Origin of the sequence: Pseudomonas serboccidentalis (genome assembly GCF_028830055.1) — a bacterium.
GTDB lineage: Bacteria > Pseudomonadota > Gammaproteobacteria > Pseudomonadales > Pseudomonadaceae > Aquipseudomonas > Aquipseudomonas serboccidentalis.
In genome coordinates this window covers 5,849,816-5,873,661 of record NZ_CP101655.1, presented here as the reverse complement: position 1 = coordinate 5,873,661, position 23,846 = coordinate 5,849,816, and the positions used below count along the sequence as shown (strand labels likewise).

General features: G+C 61.3%; 18 protein-coding genes and 2 pseudogenes. 9 read left to right on the top strand and 11 right to left on the bottom strand.

All coding sequences use genetic code 11. The features are described 5' to 3' along the window. Window positions 1-36 precede the first annotated feature (36 nt). The 5 genes from NN484_RS26745 to tpx form a co-directional block, all read right to left on the bottom strand. Window positions 37-1,497 carry an efflux transporter outer membrane subunit gene (locus NN484_RS26745; RefSeq protein WP_215500252.1) on the bottom strand — a complete coding sequence of 487 codons (1,461 nt, stop codon included), beginning with the start codon at window positions 1,495-1,497 and terminating at the stop codon, window positions 37-39. Further along, the gene (locus tag NN484_RS26740) at window positions 1,494-4,601 is read right to left on the bottom strand and encodes an efflux RND transporter permease subunit (protein WP_127647011.1); all 3,108 of its coding nucleotides are present in this window, start codon (window positions 4,599-4,601) and stop codon (window positions 1,494-1,496) included. Before NN484_RS26740 ends, NN484_RS26745 begins: the two co-directional genes overlap by 4 nt. 142 nt (window positions 4,602-4,743) lie before the next feature. Next, a complete protein-coding gene (locus tag NN484_RS26735; RefSeq protein WP_215500253.1) occupies window positions 4,744-7,845 on the bottom strand; it encodes an MdtB/MuxB family multidrug efflux RND transporter permease subunit in 3,102 nt (1,033 codons plus the stop codon). Continuing rightward, complete coding sequence (locus NN484_RS26730; RefSeq protein WP_215500254.1) at window positions 7,842-9,149, bottom strand: MdtA/MuxA family multidrug efflux RND transporter periplasmic adaptor subunit; 1,308 nt, start codon at window positions 9,147-9,149, stop codon at window positions 7,842-7,844. The genes NN484_RS26735 and NN484_RS26730 overlap by 4 nt, the downstream gene beginning before the upstream one ends. A 175-nt stretch (window positions 9,150-9,324) precedes the next feature. Next, window positions 9,325-9,825: a thiol peroxidase gene (gene tpx / locus NN484_RS26725; RefSeq protein WP_127647005.1), complete on the bottom strand. Its 501-nt coding sequence runs from the start codon at window positions 9,823-9,825 to the stop codon at window positions 9,325-9,327. 385 nt (window positions 9,826-10,210) lie between these two features. Between tpx and NN484_RS26720 the strand changes: the two genes are divergently transcribed. The 6 genes and pseudogenes from NN484_RS26720 to NN484_RS26695 all read left to right on the top strand — a co-directional run. Continuing rightward, on the top strand, window positions 10,211-10,639 hold the full coding sequence (locus NN484_RS26720) for a YciI family protein (protein ID WP_127647003.1): 429 nt from the start codon (window positions 10,211-10,213) through the stop codon (window positions 10,637-10,639). Between the two features lie 304 nt (window positions 10,640-10,943). Then, window positions 10,944-11,321: pseudogene (locus NN484_RS26715) on the top strand (hypothetical protein). 10 nt (window positions 11,322-11,331) lie between these two features. Then, the gene (locus NN484_RS26710; protein WP_274658328.1) at window positions 11,332-12,783 is read left to right on the top strand and encodes a DUF1254 domain-containing protein; all 1,452 of its coding nucleotides are present in this window, start codon (window positions 11,332-11,334) and stop codon (window positions 12,781-12,783) included. Window positions 12,784-12,795: 12 nt separating this feature from the next. Beyond that, window positions 12,796-14,199 (top strand): DUF1254 domain-containing protein, encoded by a 1,404-nt coding sequence (locus NN484_RS26705; RefSeq protein WP_274658327.1) that lies wholly within the window; start codon window positions 12,796-12,798, stop codon window positions 14,197-14,199. A gap of 12 nt (window positions 14,200-14,211) precedes the next feature. After that, window positions 14,212-15,162, top strand: a complete 951-nt coding sequence (locus tag NN484_RS26700) for a SphA family protein (protein WP_274658326.1) — start codon at window positions 14,212-14,214, stop codon at window positions 15,160-15,162. A gap of 23 nt (window positions 15,163-15,185) precedes the next feature. Beyond that, window positions 15,186-15,403 (top strand): annotated as a pseudogene (locus tag NN484_RS26695) (AAA family ATPase); the annotation flags it as partial. Window positions 15,404-15,417: 14 nt separating this feature from the next. Here the strand turns inward: NN484_RS26695 and NN484_RS26690 are convergent. The 4 genes from NN484_RS26690 to NN484_RS26675 form a co-directional block, all read right to left on the bottom strand. Further along, window positions 15,418-16,095, bottom strand: coding sequence for a DUF3313 domain-containing protein (locus tag NN484_RS26690; protein WP_127646995.1), 678 nt, complete (start codon window positions 16,093-16,095; stop codon window positions 15,418-15,420). 201 nt (window positions 16,096-16,296) lie between these two features. Continuing rightward, the gene (locus NN484_RS26685; RefSeq protein WP_274658325.1) at window positions 16,297-17,271 is read right to left on the bottom strand and encodes a hypothetical protein; all 975 of its coding nucleotides are present in this window, start codon (window positions 17,269-17,271) and stop codon (window positions 16,297-16,299) included. A gap of 309 nt (window positions 17,272-17,580) precedes the next feature. Beyond that, the gene (locus tag NN484_RS26680; protein WP_274658324.1) at window positions 17,581-18,060 is read right to left on the bottom strand and encodes a DUF934 domain-containing protein; all 480 of its coding nucleotides are present in this window, start codon (window positions 18,058-18,060) and stop codon (window positions 17,581-17,583) included. Next, the gene (locus NN484_RS26675) at window positions 18,057-19,730 is read right to left on the bottom strand and encodes a nitrite/sulfite reductase (protein WP_215500264.1); all 1,674 of its coding nucleotides are present in this window, start codon (window positions 19,728-19,730) and stop codon (window positions 18,057-18,059) included. The genes NN484_RS26680 and NN484_RS26675 overlap by 4 nt, the downstream gene beginning before the upstream one ends. Before the next feature lie 350 nt (window positions 19,731-20,080). On the opposite strand from NN484_RS26675, the gene ccoN reads away from it, so the two are divergent. Together ccoN and NN484_RS26665 are read left to right on the top strand one after the other, a co-directional pair. Next, window positions 20,081-21,508 (top strand): cytochrome-c oxidase, cbb3-type subunit I, encoded by a 1,428-nt coding sequence (gene ccoN, locus NN484_RS26670; protein WP_127646985.1) that lies wholly within the window; start codon window positions 20,081-20,083, stop codon window positions 21,506-21,508. A 15-nt stretch (window positions 21,509-21,523) separates the two neighbouring features. Beyond that, the gene (locus NN484_RS26665) at window positions 21,524-21,745 is read left to right on the top strand and encodes a cbb3-type cytochrome c oxidase subunit 3 (RefSeq protein ID WP_127646983.1); all 222 of its coding nucleotides are present in this window, start codon (window positions 21,524-21,526) and stop codon (window positions 21,743-21,745) included. Window positions 21,746-21,868: 123 nt separating this feature from the next. Here the strand turns inward: NN484_RS26665 and NN484_RS26660 are convergent, their stop codons facing one another. Continuing rightward, complete coding sequence (locus tag NN484_RS26660) at window positions 21,869-22,360, bottom strand: hypothetical protein (RefSeq protein WP_215500265.1); 492 nt, start codon at window positions 22,358-22,360, stop codon at window positions 21,869-21,871. Between the two features lie 203 nt (window positions 22,361-22,563). Here NN484_RS26660 and NN484_RS26655 point away from each other — a divergent pair, with 203 nt between their 5' ends. Beyond that, window positions 22,564-23,256 (top strand): aspartate/glutamate racemase family protein, encoded by a 693-nt coding sequence (locus tag NN484_RS26655; RefSeq protein WP_274658323.1) that lies wholly within the window; start codon window positions 22,564-22,566, stop codon window positions 23,254-23,256. Between the two features lies 1 nt (window position 23,257). Here NN484_RS26655 and NN484_RS26650 read toward each other — a convergent pair whose 3' ends face one another. Further along, window positions 23,258-23,776 (bottom strand): GNAT family N-acetyltransferase, encoded by a 519-nt coding sequence (locus NN484_RS26650; protein ID WP_274658322.1) that lies wholly within the window; start codon window positions 23,774-23,776, stop codon window positions 23,258-23,260. Between the last annotated feature and the right edge of the window lie 70 nt (window positions 23,777-23,846).

Below are 23,846 nucleotides of genomic sequence, written 5' to 3'. Positions count from 1 at the left end.
TCAAAGGATCGCAGCGTGCCGCAGCTCCTACACAGTTTATTCGGCAGGCACTTGCCCATCCCAGCCACCGCCCAGCGCCGCGATCAACTGCACGCTGGCAATCAAGCGGTTCTGCAGAATGTTGAGGACGGTGCGCTCGTTGCTCAGCGCCGTGGCCTGCACCACCACCACGTCGAGGTAGGCGATCAACCCGGCCTTGTACTGGTTCTGGGTCAGGCGCAACGAGTCGCGCGCGGCGTCCAGCGCTTCTTGACGCACCACCGCCTCGTTCTCATACACCTTCAATTGCACCAGATAGTTTTCCACCTCGCGGAAACCGTCGAGCACGGTCTGGCGATACTTGGCGACGGTCTGGTCATACACCGCCTCGGTGCGATCGACTTCGGCGGAACGGATCCCGCCATCGAAGATCGGCAAGTCCAGTTTCGGGCCAACCGACCAGAAACGGTTGGGCAGCGTCAGGAGGTTTTTTGATGTACTGCTGCTGTAACCGCCGCTCATGCTCAGGGTCAGGTCCGGGTAGTACGCCGCTTTTGCCACACCGATGTTGGCGTTGGCGGCGATCACCGAGCGTTCCGCCGAAGCGATGTCCGGACGCCGTTCCAGCAACTGCGACGGCAGGTTCAACGGAATCTGCGGCAGGTTCGGAATGTTCTGGGTCTCGGCGATGCTGAACTCGGCCGGTGCCTGTCCGGTGAGCACCGCGATAGCGTTTTCGAATTGCGCCCGCTGCCAGATCAGGTCCACCAGATCGCCCTGGGTGCTTTTCAGCTGGGTCTGCGCCTGCGCTACCGCATCACGTCCGGAGATCCCTGCGCGGTACTGGTTCTGGGTCATTTGCAGCGATTTTTCGTAAGCCGCCACCGTCGACTCGAGCAAGCGTTTCTGTTGATCGATCACGCGCAATTGCAGGTAATTCTGCACCAGTTCCGATTGCTGGCTCAGACGCATCGCCGCCAGATCGGCAAAACTGGCCTGGGCGCTGGCTTCGTCGGCCTCAAGTCCCCGACGCAACTTGCCCCAGATGTCCGCCTCCCAACTCACGCCCAACTGCGCATTGTAGGTGTCGCGAATGCCGCTGGAAGAACTGCTCAGGCTCGAACTGCTACTACCAGTGCCCTGGCTGGAGCGGGTCTTGCCCACGCTCAGGTCGACACTCGGGTAAAACGCCCCGCGGGCACTGCGTACCAAAGCCTGGGCCTGACGGTACTGAGCCTCGGACTGGGCGACGGTCTGGTTGGCGCTGTTGAGTTTCTCGACCAGTGCGTTGAGTTGCTGATCGCCATACAGCTCCCACCAGGCGCCGCGGGCCAGCGAGTCGCTGGGGTTGGCCTGACGCCAGCCCTTGGCCTCTTTGTATTGCGCGATTTCGGCGGTCTGCGGGCGCTGATAGTCCGGGCCGACGGCGCAGGCACTGAGCATCGCCACGCACAGCGACAGACTCAACAGACGCGAGCCCCGCACAGTGGCCAGATTGATAAGCGAACGGTCAGTCATAGCGGAGTTTCCAGAGCAGCGTCAGTACGCACGCCACGCCACTTGTTGAAGCGGTGGCGCAGCTTGTCGAGATAGAGGTAAACCACCGGGGTGGTGTAAAGGGTCAGCACCTGGCTGAAGATCAGCCCGCCGATGATGGTCAGGCCCAGCGGCTGGCGCATCTCTGCGCCCTCGGCCCGGCTGAGCAGCAACGGCAAGGCACCGAGAATCGCCGCCAGGGTAGTCATCAGAATCGGCCGCAGTCGTTGCAGGCAGGCGCTGCGGATCGACTCCAGCGGCGACAGGCCCTGATGGCGCTCCAGTTGCAGCGCCAGGTCGATCATCAGGATCGCGTTTTTCTTCACCACACCGATCAGCAGGAACAGCCCGAGCAACGAGATCAGGCTGAACTCGCCGCCCAGCGCATAGATCGACAGCAACGCACCGACCCCGGCCGACGGCAACGTCGAAAGAATCGTCAGCGGGTGAATGTAGCTTTCATAGAGCACCCCGAGCACCAGATACACCGCCAGCAGCGCGCCGAGGATCATGAATGGCTGACTCTTCTGGGTCGCGGCAAAGGCGTCGGCGGTGCCGGCCATTTTCGCAATCACCTCTTCCGGCAAACCGACCTTGGCAATCGCCCGCTCGATCGCGGCGCTGCCCTGCTCCACTGTCACCCCTTCGGCCATGTCGAAGGCGATGCTTTCGGAGGCGAACTGGCCTTCGTGGCTGACCCGGTCGTCTTCCAGGCTGTTTTCGTAGTGGGCGATGGTCGACAGCGGAATCCGTGCGCCATCAGCGGTGATCACCTGCACTTGCTTGAGGGTCACCGGATCCTGCGCGTACTTCGGATTGACCTCCATCACCACCTGATACTGGTTCAGGCTGTCGTAGATGGTCGAGATTTGCCGCTGGCTGTAGGCGTTGTTCAGCACCGCCGTGACCATGTTCATGTCGACGCCGAGGCGCTTGGCCTGATCGCGGTCGACAATCAGCGTCACCTGCTGCGCACCGCGCCCTTCGCGGGCATCGATGGCCGTCAGTTCAGGCAGTGCGCGCAGCGCGGTGACCACTTTCGGATACCACTCGCGCAACGCCCCCAGATCACCGCTCTGCAGGATGTAGCTGTATTGCGAGGTGGTCTGCTCGCGGCCACCGCCGAACTGCAGGTCCTGGTCCGCCATCAGCATCAACTGGGCGCCGGGCACCTTGGGCATTTCCTTGCGCAGCCGCTCGATGACCTTCTGCGCCGACAGGTTGCGCTCCTTGATCGGCTTCAGGCGCACCAGCATGAAGGCGTTATTGGTGCCGTTGGTGCCACCGATGAACCCGGCCACGCTTTCCACCGCTTCGTCCTTGAGCACGGCGCGGCGGAAGGTTTCCATTTTCGGCTGCATCACGTTGAACGACAGGCCGTCGTCGCCGCGCACGAAACCGATCAACTGACCGGTGTCCTGCTGCGGCATGAACGTCTTGGGCACGACCACGTACAGGGCGACGTTGACCCCGACCGTGATGATCAGGCTGAGCAAGGTCAGGCGCCGATGGCGCAGCACCCAGTCGAGGCTGGTGGCGTACTTGCCGACCATCCAGTCGTTGGTCTTGCGGCTCCAGCGTTGCAGACGGTTTTCCTGCCCCGGTGTGTGCGGCTTGAGCCAGCGCGCACAGAGCATCGGCGTCAGGGTCAGCGAGACCACCAGCGACACCACGATCGCCGCCGCCAGCGTGATGGAAAACTCGCGGAACAGACTCTCGACAATCCCGCCCATGAACAGGATCGACAGAAATACCGCCACCAGCGACACGTTCATCGACAGCAAGGTGAAGCCGACTTCCTTGGCCCCGAGATACGCGGCCTGCATCGGTTTGATGCCTTCGTCGATGTGCCGGGAAATGTTCTCCAGCACCACGATGGCATCGTCCACCACCAGCCCGGTGGCCAGAATCAGCGCCATCAGCGACAGGTTGTTCAGCGAGAAGCCATACAGGTACATCACCGCAAAGGTGCCGACCAGCGACACCGGCACCGCCAGCGTCGGAATCAGCGAGGCGCGGAAGTTACCGAGGAACAGAAACACCACCAGAATCACCAGCGCCACGGCGATCAGCAGGGTCATTTCCGCTTCATGCAGGGTGGCCTTGATCACCGGCGAGCGGTCCATCGCCAGATTCAGCTTCACGCTGGCCGGCAGCACCGCTTGCAGGGCCGGCAACTGGGCCTTGATCTCGTTGACCGTCTCAATGATGTTGGCGCCGGCCTGGCGGTTGATCACCAGCAGCACCGCCGCGTCATCGTTGAAGAAACCGCTGTTGTAACGGTCTTCGACGCCATCGCTGACCTTGGCCACGTCCTTCAGGCGCAGGGCCGCGCCGTTGTTGTAATGGATGATCAGCGATTCGTAATCCTTGGCCTTCTCCAACTGGTCGTTGGCCTGGATCTGCCACAGGCGCTCGCCGTCTTCGACCGAGCCCTTGGGCCGGCGCACGTTGGCCCCGGCGATGGTCTTGCGCACATCGTCGAGCGCCACGCCGTACTGGTTCAGCGCCTGCGGTTCGAGTTCGATGCGCACCGCCGGCAACGAACTGCCGCCGATCTGCACTTCGCCCACGCCCTGCACCTGCGACAGGCTCTGGGACAGGATGGTCGAGGCCAGGTCATAGAGCTGGCCTTTTTCCAGCACGTCCGAGGTCAGCGACAGCACCATGATCGGCGCCTGCGACGGATTGACCTTCTTGTAGGTCGGCATGCTGCGCATCCCGCTCGGCAACAGATTGCGCGAAGCGTTGATCGCCGCCTGCACCTCGCGTGCCGCGCCGTTGATGTCGCGGTCGAGGTCAAACTGCAGAATGACCCGGGTCGAGCCCTGGCTGGAGCGGCTGCTCATGGTGTTGACGCCGGCAATCGCGCCGAACGAGCGTTCCAGCGGCGTCGCCACCGTGGACGCCATCACCTCGGGACTGGCGCCGGGCAGACTGGCCTGGACCACGATCACCGGGAAATCCATTTGCGGCAGGGGCGACACCGGCAGCAAACCGAAGCTGACACCGCCGAGCAGCATGATCGCCAGGCTCAGGAGCATGGTCGCGACCGGGCGCTTGATGAAAGGACCGGAGAGGTTCATTGACCACGATCCCCGACTTCACCGCAATCCCCTGTAGGAGTGAGCCTGCTCGCGATAGCGGTGTGTATGCCTCCACTGATATTGAATGTGCCGGCCTCATCGCGAGCAGGCTCACTCCTACAGGGGTTATGTGTACGAACTGTCATACCGGCACCTCATCGCTATCGGCATTGGTCTTGCCGAAGCGCCGACCCAGGCGGTCGAAATAGAGGTAGATCACTGGCGTGGTAAACAGGGTCAGCACCTGGCTCACCAGCAGGCCACCAACCATTACCAGACCCAGCGGCTGACGCAATTCAGCCCCGGAACCGGTGGCCAGCATCAACGGCACCGCACCGAACAATGCCGCCAGCGTCGTCATCAGGATCGGCCGGAAGCGCAGCAACGCTGCCTGGTAGATCGCCTGCTCCGGCGCCATGCCCTGGGTGCGTTCGGCGTCGAGGGCGAAGTCGATCATCATGATCGCGTTCTTCTTGACGATACCGATCAGCAGGATGATGCCGATGATCGCGATCATCCCCAGGTCATTGCCGCTGAGCAGCAAGGCCAGCAAGGCACCCACGGCCGCCGAGGGCAAGGTCGAGAGAATGGTGATCGGGTGGATGTAACTCTCGTAGAGCACGCCGAGCACGATGTACATGGTCACCACCGCCGCCAGAATCAGCAGCAAGGTGCTCGACAGCGAGGCCTGGAATGCTTCGGCCGCGCCCTGGAACTGGGTCTGCACGCCAATCGGCATGCCGATGTCCTTCTGCACCTGATCGATGATGTCCACCGCGTGCCCCAGCGCCACGCCGGGCGCGAGGTTGAACGACATCATCACCGCCGGGAACTGGCCAATGTGGGTGATCGCCAGTTGCGCCTGACGCTCCTCGACGTGGGCCAGACTCGACAGACGCACCTGCGCGCCGTCAGTGGTCTTGACGTGAATCTGGTCCAGCGCCTGCGGGCCGATCTTCTCCCCGGCCTGCGCCTGCAGCACCACGCGGTACTGGCTGGCCTGGGTGTAGATGGTGGAAATCTGCCGCTGACCGAACGCGTCATACAGCGCATCGGTAATGTTCTGCACCGAAACGCCGAGGCGCGAGGCCGCATCGCGATCAATCACCAGATAGACCTGCAACCCCTTGTCCTGCAAGTCGCTGGCAACATCGGTCAGTTCCGGACGCTGCGCCAGCGCCTCGACCAGACGCCCGCTCCACTGGCTGAGCAGTTCGGCGTCCGGCGACGACATACTGAATTGATACTGGGTACGACTGACCCGGTCCTCGATGGTCAGGTCCTGCACCGGCTGCATGAACAGGCGGATACCGACCAGCTTGTCCAGTTGCGGTTGCAGGCGTGCGATCACTTCGGTGGCGCTGAGGTCACGCTCGCCGTGGGATTTGAGGTTGATCAGCAGACGGCCGCTGTTGAGCGTAGCGTTGTCGCCGTCGACACCGATGTAGGACGACAGACTCTCCACCGCCGGATCTTGCAGAATCACCTTCGCCAGCGCCTGCTGACGCTCACCCATGGCGGCAAAGGAAATCGACTGCGGCGCCTCGGAAATGCCCTGGATCACCCCGGTGTCCTGCACCGGAAAGAAGCCCTTGGGCACCACCATGTACAGGAACACGGTCAGCGCCAGCGTGCCAATGGCCACCAGCAGGGTCAGCGGCTGGTGCTTGAGCACCCACTGCAACTTGCGCCCGTAGGCAGCGATCATCCAGTCGATGAAGGCGCCGCTGGCCCGGTAGAAACGGCCCTGTTCGTGGGCTTGCGGCTCACGTTTGAGCAGGCGCGCGCACATCATCGGGGTCAACGTCAGCGAGACCACCAGAGAAATCAGGATCGCCACCGCCAGGGTGATGGCGAACTCGCGGAACAGTCGCCCGACCACATCGGCCATGAACAGCAGCGGAATCAGTACGGCGATCAGCGACAGGGTCAGGGAAATCAGGGTAAAGCCGATCTGCTTGGCGCCCTTGAGCGCGGCCTGCATCGGGCTGTCGCCCTCCTCGATGAAGCGCGCAATGTTCTCCAGCATCACGATCGCATCGTCGACCACGAAACCGGTGGCGATGGTCAATGCCATCAATGTCAGGTTGTTGACCGAAAACCCGGCCAGGTACATCACGCCAAACGTACCGATCAGCGACAGCGGCACCGCCACGGACGGAATGATCGTCGCACTGGCGCGACGCAGAAACAGGAACGTCACCATCACCACCAGGGCGATGGCGATCAGCAGTTCGTGCTGCACGTCGGTGACCGAGGCGCGGATGGTCTGGGTCCGGTCGGTGAGTACGGTGACGTCGAGGCCGGCCGGCAGGTTGTCGGTGATGCTCGGCAGCAAGGCCTTGATCCGGTCCACCACTTCAATCACGTTGGCGCCCGGCTGACGCTGGATATTCAGCAGCACCGCCTGATTCTGGTTGGCCCACGCGGCCAGACGCTCGTTTTCGGCGCCGTCGACAATTTCCGCCACGTCCTTGAGCCGCAACGGCGCGCCGTTCTTGTAGGCAAGAATCAGGTTGGCGTAGTCCTTGGGCGAGGTCAGTTGGTCGTTGGCATCGAGCATCGAGACCCGGGTCGGGCCGTCGAAGTTACCCTTGGGCTGGTTGACGTTGGACGCGCCGATCAGGGTGCGCACGTCTTCCAGGTTCAGGCTGTTGGCCGCCAGCGCTTCCGGGTTGACCTTGATCCGCACCGCCTGACGCTGACCGCCGGCAATGCTGACCATGCCGACGCCGCTGATCTGGGCGATTTTCTGCGCCATGCGCGTGTCGACCAGATCATTGAGTTTGGGCAGCAGCATGGTTTTCGAGGTGATTGCCAGGGTCAGCACCGGGGTGTCCGCCGGGTTGACCTTGTTGTACACCGGCGGCGCCGGCAAGTCGGTCGGCAACAGGTTGGTCGCAGCGTTGATCGCGGCCTGCACCTGCTGCTCGGCGACGTCCATGTTGATGTCGAGGCTGAAGCGCAGGGTCAGCACCGACGCACCACCGGAACTGGTCGAGGCCATTTGCGTCAGGCCCGGCATCTGCCCGAACTGACGCTCGAGCGGCGCGGTCACGGCGCTGGTCATCACGTCCGGACTGGCGCCGGGATACAGGGTCATGACGCGGATGGTCGGGTAATCGACCTGCGGCAAGGCCGAGACCGGCAGCAGGCGATAGGCAATCAGGCCGGCCAGAACAATGGCCAGCATGCTCAGGGTAGTGGCTACCGGACGGAGGATGAACAGCCGCGAAATGTTCATGCGCCCTTCTTGGCCTTGTCAGTCACGGCGGCGTCCGGCGTATTGGCGGCAGGCTTGCCCTGCAGGTGCCCGGTCGGGGTGGTCGGCACGTCATTGCTGTCGTTGACCACTTCCACCTCACTGCCCTCTTTCAGACGATCAGTCCCTTCGAGCACCACGCGGTCGCCTGCGGCCAGACCTTCGGTAACCACGGTGTTGTTGCCGTCGCTCGCGCCGATCTTCAATTGGCGGATGGTGACTTTCTTGTCGCCGTCCAGGGCGTAGACGAAGGTGCCGTTGGTGCCAAACTGAATCGCCGCCGACGGGGCCAGCACGACGCCTTTGAGCGTGTCGGCCAGCAGGTGGACGTTGACGAACTGGTTGGGAAACAGCGCTTGATCGCGGTTGTCGTAACGGGCTTTGAATTTCAGGGTGCCGGTGGCGACGTCGATCTGGTTGTCGAGGCTTTGCAGCACGCCGCTGGCCTGGATTTTCGTGTCGCCACGGTCCCACGCTTCGGCCGGCAGTCTGGCGCCGCTGTGGTAGCGGGCGAGCACGGTTTCGAGGTTGTTTTCCGGCAGGGTGAATACCACGCTGATGGGCTGGGTCTGGGTGATCACTGCGAGGAAGGTCGTGTCGTTGGCCGCCACCAGGTTACCGACGTCGAGCTGACGCAGGCCGACGCGTCCGGCAATCGGTGCGCGGATTTTGGTGAATTCGAGATTGAGCTTGGCGTCGTTGACCGCCGCCTGATTGGTCTTGACCGTGCCCAGGTACTGGCCGACCAGCGCTTCGGCGGTGTCCAGGGTCTGCTTGGCGATACTGTCTTCCTTGTACAGGCCGCGATAACGCTCGACATCGACCTGAGCGTTTTTCAGCTGCGCCTGATTCTGCAGCAAGGTGCCTTCAGCCTGCAGCAAGGCGTTCTGGTACGGACGCGGATCGATTTCTGCCAGCAGGTCACCGGCCTTGACCATCTGCCCTTCCTCGAAATTGATCTTCACCAGCTCCCCGCCGACCCGGCTGCGCACGTTGATGGTGTTGAGCGCGGTCACCGTGCCCAGCGCCTTGTAGTACAGCGGGAAGTCACCGGTGACCGCCGCAGCCACCCGCACCGGAATCGGCCCGGCCGCGCCGCCGAAGCCTGGGCGCATCACCCCCGAACGTCCGGCATGGCCGGTCGCGGCTTTCTCGCCGCCCTCCTTGAGGGCCGAACCGGCGGGCCAGAATTTCCAGCAGAGCACGGCGATGACCAACAGGACGAGCAGGCTGATCAGCCAGCGACGGGAGTTGCGAGGGGACGATTGCATGGAGTGATTAACCATTGGGCGCGTGGGCTTCTTTTACGGGAGGCTGAACGATAAGCACTGGCAGGATTTAAGCAAAGCAGCTTTACCGGCAATTTACCTTCAACTTACGTTTCAAGGTATGAGGCAAAACACTGATACACAAATGAAAACGGCCTGGACAGAGCCAGGCCGTTAACAATTGTAAAAGCGCTTATTTCAGTACGGCGAGTGCTGCTTCGTAGTTGGGTTCTTCAGCGATTTCCTTGACCAGCTCGCTGTGCAGAACGTTGTCGTTCTCGTCCAGAACCACCACCGCACGGGCGGTCAGGCCTTTGAGCGGGCCGTCTGCGATGGCCACACCGTAGTTCTCGATGAACTCGGTGCCGCGCAGGGTCGACAGGTTTTGTACGTTTTCCAGGCCTTCAGCGCCGCAGAAACGGGCCTGGGCGAATGGCAGGTCAGCCGAGATGCACAGCACCACGGTGTTGGCGAGGTCGTTGGCCTGAGCGTTGAACTTGCGTACCGAAGTCGCGCAGGTCGGGGTGTCGACGCTTGGGAAGATGTTCAGCACTTTGCGCTTGCCGGCGTAGTCTTTCAGGGTGACGTCGGACAGATTGCCGGCAACCAGGGAAAAGGCTGGCGCCTTGGAACCGGCTTGTGGCAACTGGCCGTTGACTTGAACCGGGTTGCCTTTAAGGGTGACTTGAGCCATGACTTGAGTCCTTCTAGCGTTTTTGGTTGAAAAGCATGCAAGAGGCCGAAGTTAACCACGAAATTGTCCGACGACCTATGCCCTGATTGAAATTGTCAGGGGAGCGAACAGAGAATTGTATACAAAGCCGCCGTCGTTCCCCCTGTAGGAGTGAGCCTGCTCGCGATTGCGTCAAGTCAGTCGCCTGATTGTTGCCTGATACACCGCCATCGCGAGCAGGCTCACGCCTACAAATAGTTGCAGCATGTTCCCATGGCGGACACATCTCGTAAGGGTTGATGCTGGTTAAAGCGCAGGTCTGCATCTTTATTTAGAAGACCTGTCGATTCATGCGCGGCCCGTTCGACTAAACCATGAATCCACCCCATTCCCTGGAGCAACCACCATGCGATTCATGATCCTTGTCAAAGCCAGCGCCGACTCCGAAGCCGGCATCATGCCCAGCGAAGAGCTGATCACCGCCATGGGCAATTTCAACGAAGAACTGGTCAAGGCCGGCATCCTCATCGACGCCGACGGCCTGCACCCCAGCAGCAAAGGCGCGCGCGTGCGGTTTTCCGGAGATAAACGCACGGTCATCGACGGCCCGTTCATCGAGACCAAGGAGCTGGTGGCCGGTTACTGGATCTGGGAAGTGAAGTCGAAGGAAGAAGCCATCGAGTGGGTCAAGCGCTGCCCGAACCCGATGCCGGGCACCGAGGCAGAAATCGAGATTCGACAGATATTTTCCGCCGAGGACTTCGGTGCCGAGTTCACCCCGGAAGCGCGTGCGCAGGAGGAGCGAATTCGCGAGCAGGCGAAGAAAAACGCCTGACCCCACTATCCTCTGTAGGAGCTGCCGCAGGCTGCGATCTTTTGATGTTGATCGACTAAAACAAGATCAAAAGATCGCAGCCTGCGGCAGCTCCTACAGAGGGGCGTTGTCTTGGCATTAACGCTTCAGTACACAACTTCCTGCGAAGCCTTACACAGAACCAAAGAATTAATTCATTCCACTGGCTAACGCCCCATTAGCTGCTAGCGTCAATCGGGCGCGTCCTACCTTCTTGATAAGGAAGGGATTACGCCCTAACGGCCGCCAAGTGCCGAGTTGTCTATGAGCCACCAGAGAATCGGGGATGACGTTCAATCGAGTGGGGAAGACTCTTTTTCTGACCGGTTTGCTGGCCGCCACGTGCGCGCAGGCGAATAACGCCGAAGACTCCAATAAAAGCAATATCGCACCCGGTGCGAACCTGCAGGACAAGTACCCGCCCCGACTCTACGACTCCAACGCCCACACCAACGACGTGTTGCTGCGCGCCACCGTGCCGATCAGCCCCCGCCCCGATCCGCATAATGGCTACAGCAATACCCATCGGCCCGGGCGTGGGCAAGGTCTGGAAGTCCGGCAGCCACATCCTCAACGCCTTCATCGAGCCGCTGTGGACCGCAAGGGTGACGGTCTGCCGCAATTCACCCTGTACACGGGCATCAACGTGACGTTTGGAAAATAAGGATATTGCAATGCACATTGCACTTCGCGCCGCCGGTTTCAGCCTGATGACGTTGTTCGCCAGTTGTGGTGTCGGCGCCCAGGACCTCGATACACGCATCGGCAAGATCGCCATGGAGGGCGAGCTGCCGACCCATGACTCGATTGCCAAACTGTACGCCGAACTGGATTTCCAGCAGGCGACCCAGAGTTATCTGTGGGCCTTGCCGCTGGTGTCCTACGCCCAGTGGCAGGAAGCGTTTCGCGACAAGCTCGGTGCACGCAGCGGCGATCTGATGATCCTCAACAGCTACGAAGACAAGCTCGGGGTGATCACCGCCAATGCCACCACCCCTTACATTCTCGGGTTCGTCGATCTGGGTGAAACCGGGCCGCTGGTGATCGAGTTGCCACCGGGGCCTACCGCTGGCGGCATCGGTGATTTCTGGCAGCGGGCGATCATCGACATGGGCCAGACCGGCCCCGACAAGGGCCAGGGCGGTAAATACCTGGTACTGCCACCGGGTGCCGAACCACCGGCGGATGCCGGCCAGTACTACCTGGCCAAATCGGAAACCATGAATGTGCTGGTAGGTTTGCGCGTGCTCGATCCGGACCCGGCCAAGGGCAAGGCGCTGGTCGGGAAATTCAAGATGTACCCGTACGCCCAGCGCAGTAATCCGGGCGACACCCGCCTGCTCTCGCCGCAAGGCAAGCCGTGGTCGGGCACACAGCCGGGGGGCATTGCCTACTGGGAACGCCTGCACCAGATCATCCAGAAAGAACCGGTCAATGAACGTGACCGTTTCTACATGGCGATGCTTGCCAGTCTGGGCATCGAAAAGGACAAACCCTTCAACCCCAACACCCGGCAACGCAAGGCATTGGAGCAAGGGGTCGAGGTCGGCGAATTGATCGCCAAGGCCAACACCTTCGCCAAGCGTTTCCCCGACGCCCAGTACTGGCCCGACCGGCATTGGGACACAGTGCTGAACATCGCCGAGCCGTCACAACGCGTGGCCTATTACGACCAGCTGTGGGAACGCAGCGCGTGGTTCTACGAGGCGGTCACCAACACCAAGGGCATGGTTTCCAAAACACCAGGGCTGGGCCAGACCTATCTCGGCGCCTACACCGACGCCAAGGGCGACTGGCTCGACGGCGGCAAGCATTATCGCTTGCACGTTGGCGCCAACCCGCCGGCCAAACAGTTCTGGTCAATGACCGTTTACGACATCGCCAGCCGCTGTCTGATCGATAACCCGCAGCGCAAGGCCGACCTGTCCTCGCGTCAAGACCTGAAGAAAAACCCCGACGGCTCAGTGGATCTGTACTTCGGCCCGACCGCGCCCAAGGGCTTTGAAAACAACTGGGTGCAAACCCTGCCGGGCAAACACTGGTTCAGTTATTTCCGTCTGTACGCGCCGACCGAAGCGTATTTCGACAAGAGCTGGAAACTCGACGACATCACGCTCGCACAATGACAAGGAAGCGCCATGCACACACGCAATCTGTTACTGACCAGCCTTGCCCTGACTCTGAGCTGCAGCGCCTGGGCCGATTTCAGCGCCAGCCCTGAAGAAGCCCGGGGCATTGCCAAAGAGGCCTATCTGTATGGCTTCCCGGTGGTGGAGATGTACAAGACCCTCTACATCCAGGCCGTCGACCGCAAGAGCCCGAACTTCAAGGCGCCGTTCAACCAGATCGGCAACACTGCCAAGGCCTTCACCGCCAAGGACACCGCCTTCGTCACGCCGAATGCCGACACGCCCTACTCGTTCGTCTGGATGGACCTGCGCGCCGAGCCGCTGATCCTGACCCTGCCGCCGATCGAGGAACACCGTTACTACTCGGTGCAGTTGATCGACGCCTACACGCAGAACTTCGCTTATCTGGGCACCCGCAGTACCGGCAACAATGGCGGCCATTTCATGATTGCCGGGCCGGAATGGCAGGGCCAGCAACCGGTGAATATCGATCGCCTGCTGCGCAGCGAAAGCAACATCACTTACGCGCTGTACCGCACGCAGCTGTTCGATGAAAAGGATCTGGGCAAGGTCAAGCAGATCCAGAAAGGCTACAAGGTCGAACCCCTCAGCCATTACCTGAAACAGAAAGCCCCGGCACCGGCACCAAAAGTCAGTTGGCCGAAACCCACGCCGACCATGAGTGAGACCCCGGACCTGTTCCGTTACCTGAACTTCCTGCTCGCCTTCACGCCGCCGCAGGACGTCGAGAAAGACCTGCTCGCGCGTTTCGCCAAAATCGGCATCGGTGCCGGCCAGCCCTTTGATCCGGGCAAACTCAGCGCCCAACAACGCAAGGCGCTGGAAGACGGCATCAGCGACGCCAAGGCCGAGTTCGCCGCGTTCAAGAAAGACCAGGTCGACGCGCACAAGCTCAGCAGCGGTGACCTGTTCGGCACCCGCGATCACCTCAAGGGCAACTACCTGTACCGCTACGCCGGGGCCAATATGGGTATCTTCGGCAACTCCGCCGAAGAGGCGAACTACATCGGCTACTTCGTTGACAAGGACGGGCAACCGGTCGACGCCTCGAAACACGATTACACCCTGCATTTCGACAAGGGTGCCCTGCCCCCGGCCGATGCGTTCTGGTCGCTGACGATGTACGACGGCAAGAGCAAATTGCTGGTAGCCAACCCGCTCAACCGCTACCTGATCAACTCGCGGATGCTGCCCGGGCTGACGCTCGATGCCGACGGCGGTCTGACCCTGTATGTGCAGCACAAGAACCCGGGCAAGGACCAGCAGGCCAATTGGCTGCCGGCGCCGAACGGGCCGTTCTACGGGATCTTGCGGCTCTATCTGCCCAAACCGGAAGTGACCAACGGCGAATGGAGGATGCCGCAGCTCACCCCCGTCAGTTCAAAACAATAAGCGGAGCCATTGATGGTCAAGCCTTGTGTTGTGCGTTCGCTGTTGGCGCTGTGCATGATCGGCAGTACTCAACTCTACGCAACCGAGGGTGGTATTGGCCGGCCGATCACCGGGCAACAGGTCTACTCCAACGCCGGGATCATCCCGCCGGAGCCAGGCTGGGTGGTATCGGTGACGAGCATCTGGTACGACGGCTCGCTGAAAGGCAATCGTGGCGCGCCGATTTCCGGTGAAATCAGTGCCGGGATCGACATGAAAGTCTCCTACACCATGACCAATCTGACCCGCATCTGGGACACCGGCAAAGGTCCGTGGAACTTCGCCTCGGCGATCGGCATTCCGCTGCAGTACACCGACATCGACGCGGCCATCACCGGCCCGCGTGGGCGGACCCTCGGCACCGGCGATTCCGGCACTCAGTTTGCCGATGCACTGGTGACGCCGATTGCCGCCGGTTACCACTTCGATGAACTGAATCACATCGCGTTTTCCCTGCCGATCTACGTGCCGACCGGTGCCTACAACGAGAACCGCCTGGCCAACCCGGGGCAGAACAACTACACATTCATGCCGACCGTGGCCTTCACCCACCTGGATGGCAAGGGTGGCGAGTTCACCCTGTCCAGCGGTCTGGAGTTCTATACCGAAAACACCACCACGGATTATCGCAACGGCAACATCTTCACCCTCGATGCGTTGTGGACCCACGGTTTTGGCAATGGCTGGAGCGCAGGTCTCGCGGCCGGTTATATCCAGCAGGTTACCGACGACAAGGGCCAGACCGCCGACGCACTGAATGGCTTCCGTGGCCGCTCGGTGGGCGCCGGTCCGGTGATCGGCTGGGCCGGCAAGTTCGCCGACGCCCAGGCCAACATCAGCGCGCGTTGGGTGCCGGAGTTCGACACCAGGAATCGCCCCGAAGGCAATGGTTTCGCCGTCAACCTGACCCTGGCGTTTTTCTAGACCGGCCAACAAAGGGCTGTCCCATGACCGCTCTCACCGATCTCAACGCCCTGCAAGCCAGCATCGCCGAAGCGGTACCTGGCCAGGCTCGGGTCATTCGGCAGATCCACCTCGGCCTGTTGGCCAACGGGCACTTGCTGCTGGAAAGCCTGCCGGGGCTGGCCAAGACCCACACGGTCAAGGCCCTGGCCAAACACCTCGATGCGAAGATGAGCCGATCCAGTTCGCCCCGGACTTGCTGTAAGACCCGTCGGACTACCGGGATTCGGACTTCAGCTTGCGATACATCTGCATCAAGTCATTGGCCCAGCCGTCGATCACTGGCTTGACGTCGCTTGCCTTCATTGCCTGCGTTTCGTTTTCCAAGGGTTTGCCAGTGCCTTTGCGCACCACTTGCGCCACGACCTTGTTGCTCGCGCCATCGAGGAATACCGCTTCGGTGGCCAGAGTGGTTTCCTGATCGCGGATACCGCTCGCGGTGCTGACCGCAGCAGCTACCAGAGCAATCGGGATCACTTCATACCCATGCAGACCTTCGGTCTTGCTGCTCACGGCGGTGATCGCCGCACGCACCACAATCACACCCGGGCCGGGGCCGGTGGCCAACGGCAATTCTTTGCCGATTTCACGCTTGAGCGCCTGATCGTAGTAGGAGGTGATGCCATTGAGGGTTTGCTGGGAGATCTTCGCGGTCGCTTGTGGTTTCGGATAGAGCTGAGTCGGCTCGATGTAGACACTGGTGAATTTGTTGATGTCCACCTTCGGATCGATCCAGCGCATCACTTCGGCACCGGATGGGGACTTGGCCTCCTTGAGCTGACTGTAGTCCTTGAGAAAGCCGGAATACTCATCGGGAGCGACGGTTTTGCTGGAACAACCGACCACGCCAAGGGTGGCAATACACAGTGTGCCCATCATCACTGCAAGCTTCATGCTGTAACTCCTGTCAGAAGGCCGAACACTTTTGTATAGGGGGAGCTACAGGTATAGCTAAAACTTCGGCAATTGCGATCCGCAGAGACAAATTCAGCGGAGATTATTGGCGCGGCGTTGGCCGGTCCAGAAAGTCGTTGATCCCTTGTGAGAGCGAGCAGGCTCGCTCACAGGGTCAGTGTTGAACTCAAGCGCCGGGTATCACCAGGACGATGTCGCCCCGCTCTTCAACGCCATCTCCCGCCGACTGTTGGCGCGCATCGCCTTGATCAGCGACACCGAGCCCACCAGCAGGATCGCCGCACCGAACAGGAAGTCGATGTTGTACAGCTGGAAGTCCTGCACCGGGCCCACCAGCACCACGCGCACCACGGCAATCACGACCAGTGTGGCGAGGAAGTCGACCCCCGGTTCGTCACGATAGAACACATGCAGCAACGGCAGGCACAGCACCAGCAGCAACAACAGCACCACGACCTTGAACGAGCCTTTGCGCTCGACGCTGAATGCGCATTCGTGCGGGCCGTAGGCCTTGTAGTCCTCGTCGCGGATCATCGAGTTTTTCTCGTTGATGTACTCGACGCGGTTGTACTTCTGGATCGGCGTGAAGGTGTTGGACATGTCCATCAGCGTGGTGATGTTCTTGAAGCGCAGGTCGATGCGCTCGCTGCCCTTGAGGTAATACAGCACCGGTTTATAGCCGTAGCGATAGGTGTCGAAGGGGAATTCGGTGACCTGGCCCTGTACTCCGATCGGCCGTGGCTCGAGTTCGGCGTAAGCGCTCTTGGTCGGCGACGCGAGGTTGCGACTCAGGGGCTGGACCTTGACCTGTTCCAGAAAGATCGGCGTGACGCCGTACGACCACTGCAAGGGTTCCAGGCGCAGACGCAGTTCATTGCGACCGAGGTCGTAGCGGTTGAAGGTGCGTTCGGACACCACCAGCGAGCCGCTGAGCATGAACTCGCCGCGCAGGTTGTTGGTCACGCGCAAGGTCAGTTGATCCTTGCCCAACAGCGCCGCTTCGGTGGACGGCGGCGTGCCGCACCACGCGGTGCTTTCGCCGGCGCCGCCCAACTGGCCGTCGCGGTTTTCCTTGATCACATAAAAGTAACTGGCCCACAGCGTCAGCATCAACAGCATCGCCGTGAGGCCCAAAATCTTTTTGCCCGCATTCACTACCCAGACTCCCTTCTTCGTTCCGTCGTCCAGCCGAAAACCCGCTGGCGTCGGGGACTCTACCAAAAGGCCAGCATCGACCCAAGGGAAAATCCGGGGATGGCGTGGGATGTAAGGGTTTCCCCTGTATTGAAACGCCGGTGCGCAATACTGTGGTGAGGGGGCTCGCCCCCGTTGGGCAGCGAAGCGGCCCCCACAAAGGCTGTCGCGCCAGGTCAGACAGACAGCATGCACAGAATTGCGACTGCTGCGCAGCCGAACGGGGGCAAGCCCCCTCACCACAAAGTTATTTGTCAGGCATTGAATAGCTCAGCGTCTGCGGAACAGTGGGCGCGGCTCAATGACGGAGCGGCCGTACAGCACGCTCATCCCCGCCAAACCCTTGAGCGCATCCTCAGCCGATTTGTCCTCACGCACTGCAAAGCTGTCGAACCCGCATTGGCGCATGTGGCTGAGTTGATCACGCAACACATCGCCAATCGCGCGTAACTCGCCTGCCCAGCCAAAACGGCTGCGCAGCAGATACGCCTGGCTGTAGGCGCGGCCGTCGCGAAAGCTCGGGAAGTCCAGGGCAATCAACGGCAGCGAAGCCAGCCATGGCACCACGCTTTCGACCTCATCGTCCGGGCCCAGCCACACCGCGTGGGTCGACGGCGATTGCAGCCAGTGCGCCAGCGGCAGAATCAGCAATCCTTGCGGCCTGCCCTGCTCCGGCGCGCGAATGAGCGACCACGGATCGTTCTCGACCAGCCGCGCCACGCCCTGCTCCAACCGCAACAGATTGTTCATGCCGTCCCCTCCAGTGCTTTCGGGTAGACCCGTTCCTTGAACGGTTCCAGGCCAATGCGCGCCAGGGTGTCGACAAACAGCTCCTCGCTTTCGCGGTAACGCACGAACGTGCCGATGATCCGCTCGATCACCTGCGGCACTTCGGCGGCGCTGAACGACGGGCCGATGACTTTGCCCAGTGCGCTGTTTTTGCCCTGGGCGCCACCGAGGGTGATCTGGTACCACTCGCTGCCGTTCTTATCGACGCCGAGGATGCCGATATTGCCGATGTGGTGGTGCCCGCAGGCATTCATGCAGCCGGAGATGTTCAGGCTGATGTCGCCCAGATCGTGCAGGTAATCGAGGTTGTCGAAACGCGCCTGAATCGCCTGGGCGATCGGGATCGACTTGGCGTTGGCCAGCGCGCAGAAGTCGCCGCCCGGGCAGGCGATGATGTCGGTCAGCAGGCCGACGTTGGCGCTGCCCAGATCCTGCTCACAGGCCAGTTGCCAGAGGGCGTACAGGTCGGATTTTTGCACATCGGGCAGGACGATATTCTGCTCATGAGCAATGCGGATCTCGCCAAAGCCAAAGCGCTCCGACCAGTCGGCGACGGCCAGCATCTGCACCCCGCTGACATCCCCCGGCGGCGCAGCCAGGCCCGGTTTGGTCGACAGCACCACGCTGGTGTAACCGGGTTTCTTGTGCGGTTGCACGTTGCGCGCGACCCAACGGGCGAACGCCGGGCTCTCGGCCAGACGCGTGCCGAAGTCCAGATCGGTGTCGGCCAGGGTGTGGTAGATCGGCGGCACGAACGCACTGGCGACCCGTTCGTACTCAGCGTCGGTCAACTGCGCCGGGCCGTCCTTGAGGTGTTGCCATTCTTCTTCGACTTCCCGGGCGAACGCTTCGATGCCCAGCGCCTTGACCAGAATCTTGATCCGCGCCTTGTACTTGTTGTCACGCCGGCCATGGCGATTGTAGACCCGCAAGATCGCCTCGACGTAGGACAACAGATGCTGCCACGGCAACCCTTCGCGGATCTGCAGACCCAGAATCGGTGTGCGCCCCAGTCCGCCGCCGACGATCACCCGCAGCAGCATTTGTCCGTCGCGCCCGGGGTAAAGATAGAGGCCGATGTCATGCATCATGATCGCCGCGCGATCCTGCTTCGCCGAGCAGATGGCGATCTTGAATTTGCGCGGCAGAAAGAGGAATTCCGGGTTGATCGTCGACCACTGGCGGAGGATTTCCGCCAACGGACGCGGGTCGATCATCTCGTCCGCCGCGACCCCGGCGAACGCCTCGGTAGTGATGTTGCGCACGCAGTTGCCGGAGGTCTGGATCGCATGCATGTTGACCTGCGCCAGGCGCTCGAGAATGTCCGGCACTTCGCTCAGTTCGATCCAGTTGAATTGCAGGTTCTGCCGGGTGGTGAAGTGGCCGTAGCCGCGATCGTAGTCGGCGGCGATGCTCGCCAGGGTGCGCATCTGTTCGGCGCTCAGGGTGCCGTAGGGAATTGCCACCCGCAGCATGTACGCGTGCTTTTGCATATACAGACCGTTCTGCAGGCGCAACGGCAGGAACTCCTCTTCGCTCAACTCCCCGGCCATGAAGCGCTCGACCTGATCGCGGAATTGCGCAACGCGCTCGAACACCAGTGCCCGGTCGTAATCATCGTATTGATACATGCAGCGGCTACCCCATCAGAAATTGTGCGCAATTGCTGTAGGAGTGAGCCTGCTCGCGATTGCGGTGTGTCAGGCAACGGGGATGTTGGCTGACACACCGCAATCGCGAGCAGGCTCACTCCTACAGATTTTAAAAGCACTATGGCGGAACAGCGCAGCACGTTACAGATTCACCTGAAACGATAAAAACCGTATCAGGGCGCGGCAGAACGCCGCAGGCAGCACTTCAATCTGATCCGTACAAATGAAGGATTCCTGAGCCTGTTTTGTTTCTGGCGGTGTTCCTACAGTGCAACTCGTGCCAGACCAGGGTGGCCTGGCAAGACTTTGCAACCGTGGATGAACTGACCATGAGCACAGCAACAATCGGACAAGCTTATAACTACAAGGTCGTCCGCCAATTCGTTATCGCGACAGTTTTCTGGGGTGTCGTCGGCATGGCGATGGGCGTATGGATCGCCTCGCAACTGGTGTGGCCGCAGATGAACCTCGACCTGCCCTGGACCACCTTCGGGCGCTTGCGGCCATTGCACACCAGTCTGGTGATTTTCGGCTTTGCCGGCAGTGCGCAATTCGCCGCCAGCTACTACGCCGTACAGCGCACCTGCCAGGTGCGGCTGTACTCCGACAAGCTCGCGGCCTTCACCTTCTGGGGCTGGCAATCGGTGATCGTGATCATGCTGATCACCCTGCCGATGGGCTACACCACCACCAAGGAATACGCCGAAATCGAATTCTCCGGCGCGGTGTGGATGGCGGTGGTCTGGGTCGCCTACGCCATCGTGTTTTTCACCACCGTGGTGCAGCGCAAGACCAAGCACATCTACGTCGGCAATTGGTTCTTTGGCGCGTTCATTCTGGTGATCGCCATGCTGCACGTGGTCAATCACCTGTCGATCCCGGTGGACTGGTTCAAGTCCTATCCGGTGTATTCGGGGGCCACTGACGCCATGGTGCAGTGGTGGTACGGGCACAACGCGGTGGGGTTCTTCCTGACCACCGGGTTCCTCGGGATGATGTATTACTTCGTGCCGAAACAGGTCAACCGCCCGGTGTATTCGTACCGGTTGTCGATCGTGCACTTCTGGGCGCTGATCACCCTGTACATCTGGGCCGGCCCGCACCACCTGCACTACACCGCGCTGCCGGACTGGGCACAGTCACTCGGCATGGCAATGTCACTGATTCTGCTGGCACCAAGCTGGGGCGGGATGATCAACGGCATGATGACCTTGTCCGGCGCCTGGCATAAGTTGCGCACCGACCCGATCCTGCGCTTTCTGGTGCTGTCACTGGCGTTCTACGGCATGTCGACCTTCGAGGGCCCGATGATGGCGATCAAGACCGTCAACGCCCTCTCCCACTACACCGACTGGACCATCGGCCACGTCCACGCCGGGGCGTTGGGCTGGGTGGCGATGATCACCTTCGGCGCGACCTATCACATGGTGCCGAAGGTCTTTGGCCGCGAGCAGATGTACAGCACGCCGCTGATCAACCTGCACTTCTGGCTGGCGACCATCGGCACGGTGCTGTACATCGCTTCGATGTGGGTCAACGGCATCACCCAGGGCCTGATGTGGCGTGCGATCAACGAGGACGGCACGCTGACCTATTCGTTCGTCGAAGCACTGCAGGCCAGTCATCCGGGGTTCATCGTGCGCTTTGCCGGCGGGGTGTTCTTCCTCAGCGGCATGCTGCTGATGGCCTACAACGTCTGGCGCACGGTGCGGGTGGCCGACGTGGCGCTGGCGCGCAGTCAAGCGCAGATCGCCTGAGTCAGGGAGCTGATGATGTTCGAACTTTTCTTGAATGTGCTGGGGGTGGTGTTTCTGTGGTTGGCGGTCGAATACTGCCTGCGCCATCAAACAGCGCAAAGCCTGGATGATGCGAGCATGGTGCCGTTTGCCGATGATCCGGAGGTGGCGCGGCGCGTGGAGCTGGCGACCGGGAAAACCGTGAATGCGGTGGCGCCGGAAGAGGCAAAACCGGGCTGGATCAACCTCGACATGTAGAACCACCACGGCCCCTGTAGGAGCTGCCGCAGGCTGCGATCTTTTGCCTTTGATTTTTTAAAAACAAGATCAAAAGATCGCAGCCTGCGGCAGCTCCTACAGGGTTGAGGGTGTTTTCGGGATCTAGTTGCGATCGCGGGGAATCAGGCTCTGCAGCTGCTGCGCCAAAAAGTCCGCATCGAACACAAACGTGTCGGGATCCTTCAAGCCGTTGGTCTTGCGCCACTGCCACTCGCCGCTCGGCAGCCCCACCAGCGAAATGCTGCCATAGCGCGCCGCCGTCAGGCCCATCACCGCCAGGGAAATCTGCCCGGCGCTGCCCATCACGTCCGGCACGAATTCCACCGGTTTGCCGGCAATCACGATGCTCAGTTTCTCGGTCTTGAAGGTCGAGGTTTCCACCGGTGTGCTCGGCCCGAACGCGACGTAAGCCTCGCGGCTCACCTCCAGCAGGTTCGGCGCCTGCACCGGCTCCAGCCATTGCTGAATATGGCCGAACAGCTCGGTGATCCGGCTGGCCCACGCCTGCGACTGCGTTTCGAACAGTTGCTTCTTGTGCGCTTCACTCTCGGCATAGTGACGAAGCATTTCGCCCAGTTGTTGTACGTCGTTCATCGGTACGTTCCTCGGGAGAGCCTGCGATAGTCGATAGTGACAGATCGAGGCGCCGGCGTACGTTAATCCTCGAACGCCGGCACCGTGACACTTGGCAAAAGGATCAACGGTACAGTTGGTTTGCGCTGGCATCCGTCTTTGAACCGAAGGACACTCAGCCGGAGCCCGACTTTCCGGCCCGGGCCATTGCCTGAGGAGTTTCAATGCGCACCATCGGCCTGATCGGCGGCATGAGCTGGGAGTCCAGCGCTGAATACTATCGTCTGATCAATCAACAGATTCGCGATCGGCTTGGCCCGCTCCGTTCGGCGCAACTGCTGATGCACAGCGTCGACTTCGGCCCGGTGGAACAGGCCCAGCACGCCGGGCGCTGGGACGAGGCGGCGGCGATTCTGGTGGATGCGGCGCGCAAGCTGGAGGCCGGCGGGGCGCAATGCGTGGTGCTGTGTACCAACACCATGCACAAGGTGGCGGAGCAGATTCAGGCAGCGATCAGCCTCCCGTTTCTGCACATCGCCGAACCGGCAGCACAGGCCGCGCTGGATATCGATGCGCACACGGTCGGCCTGCTCGGCACCGCGTTCACCATGGAGCAGGATTTTCTCAAGCAGCGCCTGACGGCCAAGGGCTTGACGGTGCTGGTGCCGGACGCCGCCGAGCGCAACGACGTGCACCGGATCATCTACGACGAATTGTGCGTCGGGGTAATCAGCGACGAGTCGCGCAAAATCTATCAACGGGTGATCGAATCGCTGACCGCACGCGGCGCCCAGGCGATCATCCTCGGTTGCACGGAAATCGGCCTGCTGGTCAAACCCGAACACAGCGCCCTGCCCCTGCTCGACACCACCGAACTGCATGCGCAGTCGGCGGTGGCGTTCGCCTTAGACGACTGAGTCAGGTTTTGCCGCGCGTGCGCAGGCGGGCCATGCTCAGGGTGTCGACCCATTGCCCGTCGCGCACTGCATAGTCGCGAAACAGGCCTTCGTCCTCGAAGCCGAACTTGCGGTACAAACCGATGGCCGCTTCATTGTCGGCGTAGACCGTGAGCTCGACGCGGTGCAGGTTCATCCAGTTGTCGGCGACATCCAGCGCCGCCGCCAGCAGCGTCGAGCCGACACCCTTGCCCTGCCACGCCACGGCGACGCCCATGCCGATGCTGCCGGCGTGGCTGCGGCGAATCCGCGAGTAGCCTTCCAGGCCCAGATTGCCGATCACCTGCCCCTGATGCAGCGCCACCAGCTTCAACGCCCGCTCGTTGTCCGCCATTAGCCGTTGGCGCCAGACTTCCGTGGACTGAAACGGCATCTGCAACACCTGCCGGGTCACGGCCGGGTCGTTGTACAGCGCGGTAACGCCGTCGATGTGCGATTCGTTGAAGCGTTCGATTTTGATGGCGGGAGTGTGGTCAGGCATGGCGGATCCTTCCTGGATCGTTGTGTGGCCAGACACTCTAAACTGCAAAGTCCGACGCATACAAACTGTA

What these genes read in the sequence shown, in the direction of transcription:
- NN484_RS26700 (WP_274658326.1), top strand. Translation starts at nt 14,212, where the DNA reads ATGGTCAAGCCTTGTGTTGTGCGTTCGCTGTTGGCGCTGTGCATGATC.
- NN484_RS26705 (WP_274658327.1), top strand. Translation starts at nt 12,796, where the DNA reads ATGCACACACGCAATCTGTTACTGACCAGCCTTGCCCTGACTCTGAGC.
- NN484_RS26665 (WP_127646983.1), top strand. Translation starts at nt 21,524, where the DNA reads ATGTTCGAACTTTTCTTGAATGTGCTGGGGGTGGTGTTTCTGTGGTTG.
- NN484_RS26680 (WP_274658324.1), bottom strand. Translation starts at nt 18,060, where the DNA reads ATGAACAATCTGTTGCGGTTGGAGCAGGGCGTGGCGCGGCTGGTCGAG.
- NN484_RS26675 (WP_215500264.1), bottom strand. Translation starts at nt 19,730, where the DNA reads ATGTATCAATACGATGATTACGACCGGGCACTGGTGTTCGAGCGCGTT.
- NN484_RS26720 (WP_127647003.1), top strand. Translation starts at nt 10,211, where the DNA reads ATGCGATTCATGATCCTTGTCAAAGCCAGCGCCGACTCCGAAGCCGGC.
- NN484_RS26660 (WP_215500265.1), bottom strand. Translation starts at nt 22,360, where the DNA reads ATGAACGACGTACAACAACTGGGCGAAATGCTTCGTCACTATGCCGAG.
- tpx (WP_127647005.1), bottom strand. Translation starts at nt 9,825, where the DNA reads ATGGCTCAAGTCACCCTTAAAGGCAACCCGGTTCAAGTCAACGGCCAG.
- NN484_RS26745 (WP_215500252.1), bottom strand. Translation starts at nt 1,497, where the DNA reads ATGACTGACCGTTCGCTTATCAATCTGGCCACTGTGCGGGGCTCGCGT.
- NN484_RS26650 (WP_274658322.1), bottom strand. Translation starts at nt 23,776, where the DNA reads ATGCCTGACCACACTCCCGCCATCAAAATCGAACGCTTCAACGAATCG.
- NN484_RS26710 (WP_274658328.1), top strand. Translation starts at nt 11,332, where the DNA reads ATGCACATTGCACTTCGCGCCGCCGGTTTCAGCCTGATGACGTTGTTC.
- NN484_RS26730 (WP_215500254.1), bottom strand. Translation starts at nt 9,149, where the DNA reads ATGGTTAATCACTCCATGCAATCGTCCCCTCGCAACTCCCGTCGCTGG.
- NN484_RS26735 (WP_215500253.1), bottom strand. Translation starts at nt 7,845, where the DNA reads ATGAACATTTCGCGGCTGTTCATCCTCCGTCCGGTAGCCACTACCCTG.
- NN484_RS26690 (WP_127646995.1), bottom strand. Translation starts at nt 16,095, where the DNA reads ATGAAGCTTGCAGTGATGATGGGCACACTGTGTATTGCCACCCTTGGC.
- NN484_RS26655 (WP_274658323.1), top strand. Translation starts at nt 22,564, where the DNA reads ATGCGCACCATCGGCCTGATCGGCGGCATGAGCTGGGAGTCCAGCGCT.
- NN484_RS26740 (WP_127647011.1), bottom strand. Translation starts at nt 4,601, where the DNA reads ATGAACCTCTCCGGTCCTTTCATCAAGCGCCCGGTCGCGACCATGCTC.
- ccoN (WP_127646985.1), top strand. Translation starts at nt 20,081, where the DNA reads ATGAGCACAGCAACAATCGGACAAGCTTATAACTACAAGGTCGTCCGC.